This window comes from uncultured Paraglaciecola sp. (assembly GCF_913058035.1).
Classification (GTDB): Bacteria; Pseudomonadota; Gammaproteobacteria; order Enterobacterales; family Alteromonadaceae; genus Paraglaciecola.
The window spans coordinates 1-7,431 of the sequence record NZ_CAJXPA010000193.1 but is presented as its reverse complement, the minus strand read 5'-3'; the positions used below and the strand labels follow the sequence as shown (position 1 = coordinate 7,431).

5 protein-coding genes are annotated in these 7,431 nt (G+C 40.1%); 3 read left to right on the top strand and 2 right to left on the bottom strand.

Annotated features, from left to right (window positions below):
• The 3 genes from QZ562_RS18020 to QZ562_RS18010 all read left to right on the top strand — a co-directional run.
• Positions 1–256 (top strand): BCCT family transporter (locus QZ562_RS18020; protein WP_293763263.1); only part of this gene is annotated, 256 nt, incomplete at its 5' end.
• On the top strand, positions 253–1,959 hold the full coding sequence (locus QZ562_RS18015) for a hypothetical protein (RefSeq protein WP_293763261.1): 1,707 nt from the start codon (positions 253–255) through the stop codon (positions 1,957–1,959). The genes QZ562_RS18020 and QZ562_RS18015, both read left to right, overlap by 4 nt.
• 2 nt (positions 1,960–1,961) lie before the next feature.
• Complete coding sequence (locus QZ562_RS18010) at positions 1,962–2,735, top strand: DUF3726 domain-containing protein (RefSeq protein ID WP_293763259.1); 774 nt, start codon at positions 1,962–1,964, stop codon at positions 2,733–2,735.
• A 110-nt stretch (positions 2,736–2,845) separates the two neighbouring features.
• Here the strand turns inward: QZ562_RS18010 and QZ562_RS18005 are convergent, their stop codons facing one another.
• Complete coding sequence (locus QZ562_RS18005; protein ID WP_293763257.1) at positions 2,846–4,843, bottom strand: tetratricopeptide repeat-containing sulfotransferase family protein; 1,998 nt, start codon at positions 4,841–4,843, stop codon at positions 2,846–2,848.
• 105 nt (positions 4,844–4,948) lie between these two features.
• Complete coding sequence (locus tag QZ562_RS18000; RefSeq protein WP_293763255.1) at positions 4,949–7,369, bottom strand: TonB-dependent receptor; 2,421 nt, start codon at positions 7,367–7,369, stop codon at positions 4,949–4,951.
• Positions 7,370–7,431 lie beyond the last annotated feature (62 nt).

Below are 7,431 nucleotides of genomic sequence, written 5' to 3'. Positions count from 1 at the left end.
GGGTAACGATAATCCTCCCACTATATTACGTGTATTTTGGTGTGTGATGATGGGTGTGGTTGCGCTTATTTTAGTCTCTATTGGGTCAGGTGGCATTGCAGCGTTGCAGTCTTTTATTGTAATAACTGCAGTACCCGTATCCTTGATTCTACTACCTTCGTTATGGAACGCTCCGATGATAGCTAAACAATTAGCTAAGCAGCAGGGCCTATTGTTGAAGTCAAAAAATGTCAATGCGGGGAATAAGTCATTATGAAAGTAGCTAATAGTCTATTTGAAAGTTCATTGCCAATGCGGGCACCCGAACAAGTCATGAATTTGAAACGATTGGGTAGTTTGCACCAATCGCGTTTAAGTTTTATGCGAACATTAATACGCAGAATTATGCGTGAAAAGTGGGTGATTAAGCCGACTGTATTTGATTTGGACAAGCATGGTTATGGAACGGTGGTGTATACCGTTCAAGCAAAACATAATACTTACAGTTTTGTATTATTTTCCAATTTTATCAGTGACGATGAGCGAGATGATCGTGTTATTGCTGAGAAATGGGACTTAACCATGACCTTGTGTATTGGCGAAGTTGATGAAGAACAGATTGCTGATATGAAAGAAAACGTACCCAAGCAAGAAGCTGGGCGTGTTAATTCTAATATGATGGTGCTATCGAGGGGCAACAAAAGCTCACGTAATTTTGAGTATGTGGTTAATGAGCTTGCTAAAGGTCACCAGCCTCTCATGTCTAAACTAGCAGACGTTGGTTACTTATATCGAACAACAGCTGCGTATGGAAGTGGTAAGTTTGGTATGGCTGACTGGGCTAAGGTAAAAAGTCAGTGCCCAGATTTTGCTCGACCTTTTTCAGCAGAAATGTTCAGTTGTTATATGTTGCGTCAATTTAGTATCGATCAAGCTGAAAATTTAGCCAAAATTAAATCGCCTGAAACAGCGGTACCAATGGATGATGATGTAAAAAGATTCATCGGCATTGGTAATTCTACGGGATTAGGCATGGCACCCTACTTGATACGTCACCCTAAGTTAGTAAGCCAGTGGATGTTAGTAAGAGAAACCGCAGTGAGTCGTGTTGTCAACTTAGGTGAGGTAAATCAAGTCACTCTTGGCAAGTTAAATTATATTATGACGAAAGTGCTGCGGCATATCAGCGAAACTAATGTTCCAGATATAGTGCAAATTAAACGTAATGAAAATTTATTTAACGAGCTGACCCAAGCACAGGAATGGTTGCTCGTTGATGGTATAAAGTGTTCTAACTGGAAGGTATTAGTAGATTACGCAATGTCTCACTACAGTATGGAAACACAGGAAATGATTAACTCTTTATTAATGGAGCTTTATCCTGAATTAGTTGATGATTTAGAAGAAGAACTTTGTGTAGACGAATCTTATGAAATGCAACCTGAAATGCTGTTATCTACATTAAAACAATTAATTGAAAATAATTATAGCTGGGCTTTAGACATCGATTTCAGCCAACTAGGGTCAGAGCATTTCTTTTGGTATCGTTCAAAAGAGAAAATGGAACCCCGTTTAGGTCAGCGCTTGGTCGAACTTGGCGAAGAAAATGCGATGCCATTAACAATAGCGCGTTTGGTTCGTGACTGCTATGACCGACTTTGTCTCGATATTGAACAAAACTCTGATAATGATTCAGTGGCTTATTTCTTAATCCGTGAGTCTAATATGAGCGGCATTGTTAAACGCATTCAAACCATGTCCAAAGATTATTATGGAGAGATACAAGGTAACTTAGCAGATGAAAATATGCTTCCGTTAGACTTGTTGAGATGTAAGTTATCATTCTTTGGTGTCAGTAAATTTGATCCAAAATCAAAGTTATGGGTTCGAAACACTATGTTTCAGGGGGCTCCCATATTATCTGATATAGGCAAACCGTTTGATGATGATTGGTATTTTCCAATTGCAACAGGCAGCTGATTGTGAAGGCATCTAGAAATGAGTTGATAGCTTTATTTAAGCAGGCTTTTGAAGGTGTAGGTTTTGATTTTGGTGGTTATGAAAGCGCTGCAGATATGATCGTCTGGGGACAAATGCATGGCTTAGATAGCTTTGCAATGATCCGCAAAAGAATGCCAGATTTTGAGCAGCGTAGACGTTTACAAATAGAACCATGTTCGCTTGAAAGTAAAGAGGGTAATAAAGCACACTCAGTGATTGATGCAAAAGGTAACAGTTGTATTGTTGCTGCAGGAATAGCCTTAGATATTACTTATGTCGAAGCTATGACAAGTGGTGTAGCAGATGCAACGGTTCTCAATTGTCATGATCGCAAGTTGGTTATTAAAAAGCTAGCTGATTGTACGAAAAGAGGCGTGGTTTGTTTAGCATACTGGCGCGATGACAAAAGCTTAAAAGTGGTGACTTCGGATACAGGAGTCTGTTGTCCTGAGTATTCTCAGTATCCATTGAAAGATTTGTTTAGCGGTGAGTATCTAAATGAAAACCATCAGCAATCACTGTTTGTTGTTTGCGCGACTGAGTCAGCGGGTTTACAGGAATATATTTCAAAAAATTTACCTGAACTACAAGGAATTAAAACTGTTGTCATATCACCCATGATAATGAAATCCAGTTATACCCATGCATTAACCGACGGTATTGAAATCGACAGGGATTTTTGGAATGAACTGGCTGTATTGGGTCAAGAAGTGCTAGTTGAATCTACAGAAAAATCTAGAATGGGTGCTGGGTAGAAATAACCATACTGACAGTTTTACACATTTTTCAAAGCAACAAAACTGTCTTTTCTCCCGCTTTCCTGGCCCCCACATTTCTAATTTCATTATTATTTATGTTCTTAATTTTATTTTGCTAAAGGACTTAAGGCTTTTTTAAGTGCCCCTAAATAAGGTTCAAAGTTTTTCCACTGTTCTAAACCAGTTTTATATATAGGTTGGCGCACTTGCTCTGAACTTGGGGTTTTAACAGCACGCACAGTCTTATGAAATTCTAGGCAAGCGTCTTCAAATGGCAAGCCACAGTAATCTAAAATACGCTTTACTTGAGTATCTAGGTCGTCAACTACATCTTCATATTGTACCCGCAGAACCCTACCAGGTAACACTTCTTCCCAGTGTGCCATCAACTTTGTGTAACCTTTGTAATAACGCCCAATTTCTTCTTGGCCATAGGTGAATTCCTGACCTTCAGCAAACAGCTGCTTAAAACCACTAAAACAGCAAGCCATTGGGTGTCGCCGTGCATCAATAATTTTTGCATTGGGCAATATCAAATGAATTAGGCCAATATGTCGAAAATTGTTTGGCATTTTATCAATAAAATACGGCGCATTCTGTCGATAAATCTGTGTGCTATTGATGTATTCTTCGCCAATCTTAGCAAGTAACTCTGGCGACAGTTCATGTAAATTACCAGGATAACGGTGTTCTTCGTCGACCCTTTGGCGGCCATTGAGCTTATTGACAATAGAAGCTATATTCGGCAACTCCATTGTGCCATCAACTTGGGAGTGCGAAGACAGTATTTGTTCTAACAAAGTAGAGCCTGCTCTTGGCAAACCTACGATAAAAATAGGGTCTGCTGCAGTGTTACCACTGCCTTTTTTTAATGCGAATAATGACGATGTGCAAGTGTCAGTTTGTGTCTGAAATTCTTCATCTATATGTTCAGACTTATAACGGCTTTGTTGTTTTTTTAATGAATTACCAAGCTGGTAGTATTCCATCGATACCGCATAATCTTTTTTGTCTTCAAATGCTTTACCCAGCGCAAAACAAAAATGGAACCGGTCCACTAGAGCAGTTTTTTCATCTGTCTGTCTGTGCTGCATCATATTAATTTCTGCATCACTGAAACGATAAGTCTTTAGGTTGGCTAGGCTCCAAAAGGCATCCCCAAAGTCTGGTTTAGACTTATATGCTTTTTGGTATGCAGCAATCGCTTCGTCAACTTTATCAACCGCCTTTAAAGCATGGGCCAACATAAGAAGTACATTGGGGTTATCAGGCGTTTGTTGCAGAACCTTATTGTATATTGATAATGCGGCCTCTATATTGCCTGCGCCGACATGACAGTTAGCCATGATCATGCTAAAAGCTAAGTTAGTGGGGTCTTCATTGTGCAATTTTTCTGCTTGCTCTAGGCTTTCCGCAAATTTTTGTCGTTTGTACAGTACATCGGCATAATCAAAACGTACAACTGTGTTGTTGGGATAAAATTCGACACAGCTTTCCAGTAAAAACTCAGCATCATCTAGCACGTGCATTTTCACCCCAATACTTGCTAACAATCTCATTGCCTCGACATGGTGAGGCATTTTTTGCAAGTAGTTGCGGCATAGCTGTTCTGCTTTATACAACTTGCCTTCATGGAGCATGCTGTTGACACTTAATAACTCGATAGGCAATGCTGATAAACGTTGGACTTGTTCGCGCATTTCCTTGGCCGCAGTATGATTAGCTTGTTGTTGATATAAATCAGCTAAAGCCTGCCAACATGCAAGCAGTGCTGGGTTGCGCAACACTGCTTGATTGTAAGCCTCTATAGCAGGTACAACAGCCTGATGCTGTCGATAAATATGACCTTCTTCCTGATAAGTTCGACCATAATCTGGATTTAACACTTTAATTTTTTCTAGTGTCTGTAGTGCATGTTTAAATTTTTGAAGATAGCGTTGGCAAACAGATAAAATATACAGCCCCTCAAGGTTATCTTTATCTTGATCCAACAATCCTAAAATAATTATTTCAGCATCGGCTATCTTCTTTGCCTGCATAAGCATTTTAGCTTGCTGAATAATGTCAGAAATTGACTTTTTTTGAATTGCTTCATTAATTTTCATAGTTATCTTGTGTAACGTCTATCTTTTTGTAGTTTTGATTTTCACATAAGAAAAAGGCGAACTCAAGAGTTCGCCTTTTGTCTATTTGGAAACACAAATATTATTTTATTCGAAGTCGTATGAAACACGCAAGCCAATCGTACGAGGCCGGTTGGTTGTTATACGCGGCACATCATCTTGGGAGTTGAAATGTAAATTAGCACGTTCATCGGTCGCATTTTCGATAAACACCTCAGCTCTCCAGTCGTCTTTACTGATACCTGCAGATAGATCCCAAACCGTATAGGCATCTTGAGGTAGAGCGTCGTCTAACAATAAAGCGCTAATTGTTTCATCGGCATAAACCATTCCAACTTGCCAGAAACCATAATAGCTACCAAGCTCTAATTCATCACGTAAACGCAAACTAAATTGATATTTAGGCGTTAAAGGTAATGGACTACCTAAGGGCGGGAGTTGGTCTGCGAAGATGGATGAACCAATGGCTGTAACTTCAGTATCATTATATGACATGGCTCCAAACATTGTTAAGGAATCACTCAGAAGATAAATAAAGTCGGTTTCAAGACCAAATATTTTAGCATCCAAAGAGTTATCTAAAAATGTCGTTATGGTTAAGTTAGTTGGGTCAAAACGAGCCACCTGAATATTAGTCCAATCTACAGAATAGATAGTACCGTTCCAGCGCAAAGTGCCATCTAACAGATCTGTTTTCCAGCCAAATTCGACATTTTCAACTTCATCCGAACCAAAGCCTTCTGGTATGGTTCCGTATTCAGCTCTATTTGCTGCTTCACCACCAGCACGGTTGACGCCAGGTGGGCGGAAACCCTCAGAATACGTCGCATAAAAAAGCATGTCCTCATCATATTTATAACTGAAATTAAGCTTTCCAATTACATCATCACTTTTTAATGCTGCAGCATTAACATCTAAATTACGTCCTGGTCCAGAAAAACCGCCTCCGGCCCATCCATCAAGGTCTACTTCAATTTCATAAGCACGCAAGCCAACAGAAGACGTTAGTTTATCTGTTATGTTGAAACTTACTTCAGCAAATAGTGCAATCTGTTCTTCAGAACGTCGAATGTCATTAATAAAGCCTTCGCCTGGCAAACGTGCAGTAGGATCAATTAATGTGATCGCGTTTATATCGCCACCTGATTGAACCAGCGGATTTCTTATATTGTGACCAAATTGAGGGTTGCCGGTATTCAGCGCATCAGCGGTACCTAGATAAAGAAAGGTACCATCTGAATTAGTTTCTTGATCATCGTAGAAAATACCTGCTGTTAGACGTACTCTATTATCAGAATCAGTATTAATTCGGAATTCGTGAGTTTGGCGAGTACTATCGATTTCGTTAGTAAACGCTTTTATAGGGCTATGGCATTTTGTTGCAACATAAGACGCATCGTAGTTACATGTGTAAGTACCAATATAGCTACCTACGTTGTTGTAGCCAGTATAGTCGATACCTTGAGAGACTTCTCGATCAACAAAACCACCGGTGTAAACAAGGTCCAGTGCACTCAAGCGACCTTCTAATGTCCAAGTTGTCAGACCTATTTTATCTGTTAACTCATCCTTGAAAAAACGTTGAACTTGCAAATCACCTACTGCAGGGTCGTAGTCAAAAACACCGTCAACATTCAAATCCTGTGCTGTATGTTGCAACAACAAGCTCCAGTCTTCGAATATTTCATATTTTAGGCCAAAACGATAACCTTGGTAGCTAGCGTCGTTGAAGTTTTCTTCAACAAGCTCTCTGTTATCTGCTGTTTCAATGGATATGCTACCGTCTGCAGGAATGAATACACCGAAAGGCGCTTGATTTGTGTTGGCAACAACAGGGTCAATTGTTGTAGTGCCATAAACGTTATCAATGTAACCGCCTTGATTGTCATTATAGGCTGCAAGACGAACAGCGACCTTGTCGCTCAAGGGAATATTCACATAAACTTCAGCGGAGTTGCTCATATCACCGCTTTTGGTGTTAGAAATACTAAAGTCAAACCCAGCTGCAAATTCGTCAAGCTGTGGCTTGTTAGTAATGATACGTACTGTACCTGCTTGTGAACTTGCTCCGAATAGCGTGCCTTGTGGACCAGCTAACACTTCTATCCGCTCAACATCTGTAATGTACATGTCCAGGTTACGACCGCCAGCAGAAACGGGTTGCTCATCCACGTAAAGTGCCACGGTAGGGGCGCTGCCCTGTGCTTCTGCTACGGAAATAGTACTTGCATCAGAAGCCATACCACGGATATAAATTTCGTTTTGACCCGGACCACGGCCACCGCGAGACACGTTTGGCAAATATTTAATGTAGTCGTCAAAACTGGTGACATTTAACTGCTCCAATGCTGGGCCCGTTAGTGCTGAAACAGCAACAGGTATATCTTGCGAACTTTCGGCCCTCTTTGTAGCGGTTACTAGAATTTTTTCAATTTCAGCGGCATTTGCTAGCCCGCTTCCCATTAATACAGCTGCAACAGCAGCGCTTAATATGTTTGGTTTATACATTATTGTTTCCCTAGTTCATGCTTCATAATTGACAATATAGAATTCTGTCTTCGTACTTATAT

Excerpts from the sequence above, each read along its gene's own strand:
- QZ562_RS18005 (WP_293763257.1), bottom strand. The coding sequence starts at position 4,843 with ATGAAAATTAATGAAGCAATTCAAAAAAAGTCAATTTCTGACATTATT.
- QZ562_RS18015 (WP_293763261.1), top strand. The coding sequence starts at position 253 with ATGAAAGTAGCTAATAGTCTATTTGAAAGTTCATTGCCAATGCGGGCA.
- QZ562_RS18000 (WP_293763255.1), bottom strand. The coding sequence starts at position 7,369 with ATGTATAAACCAAACATATTAAGCGCTGCTGTTGCAGCTGTATTAATG.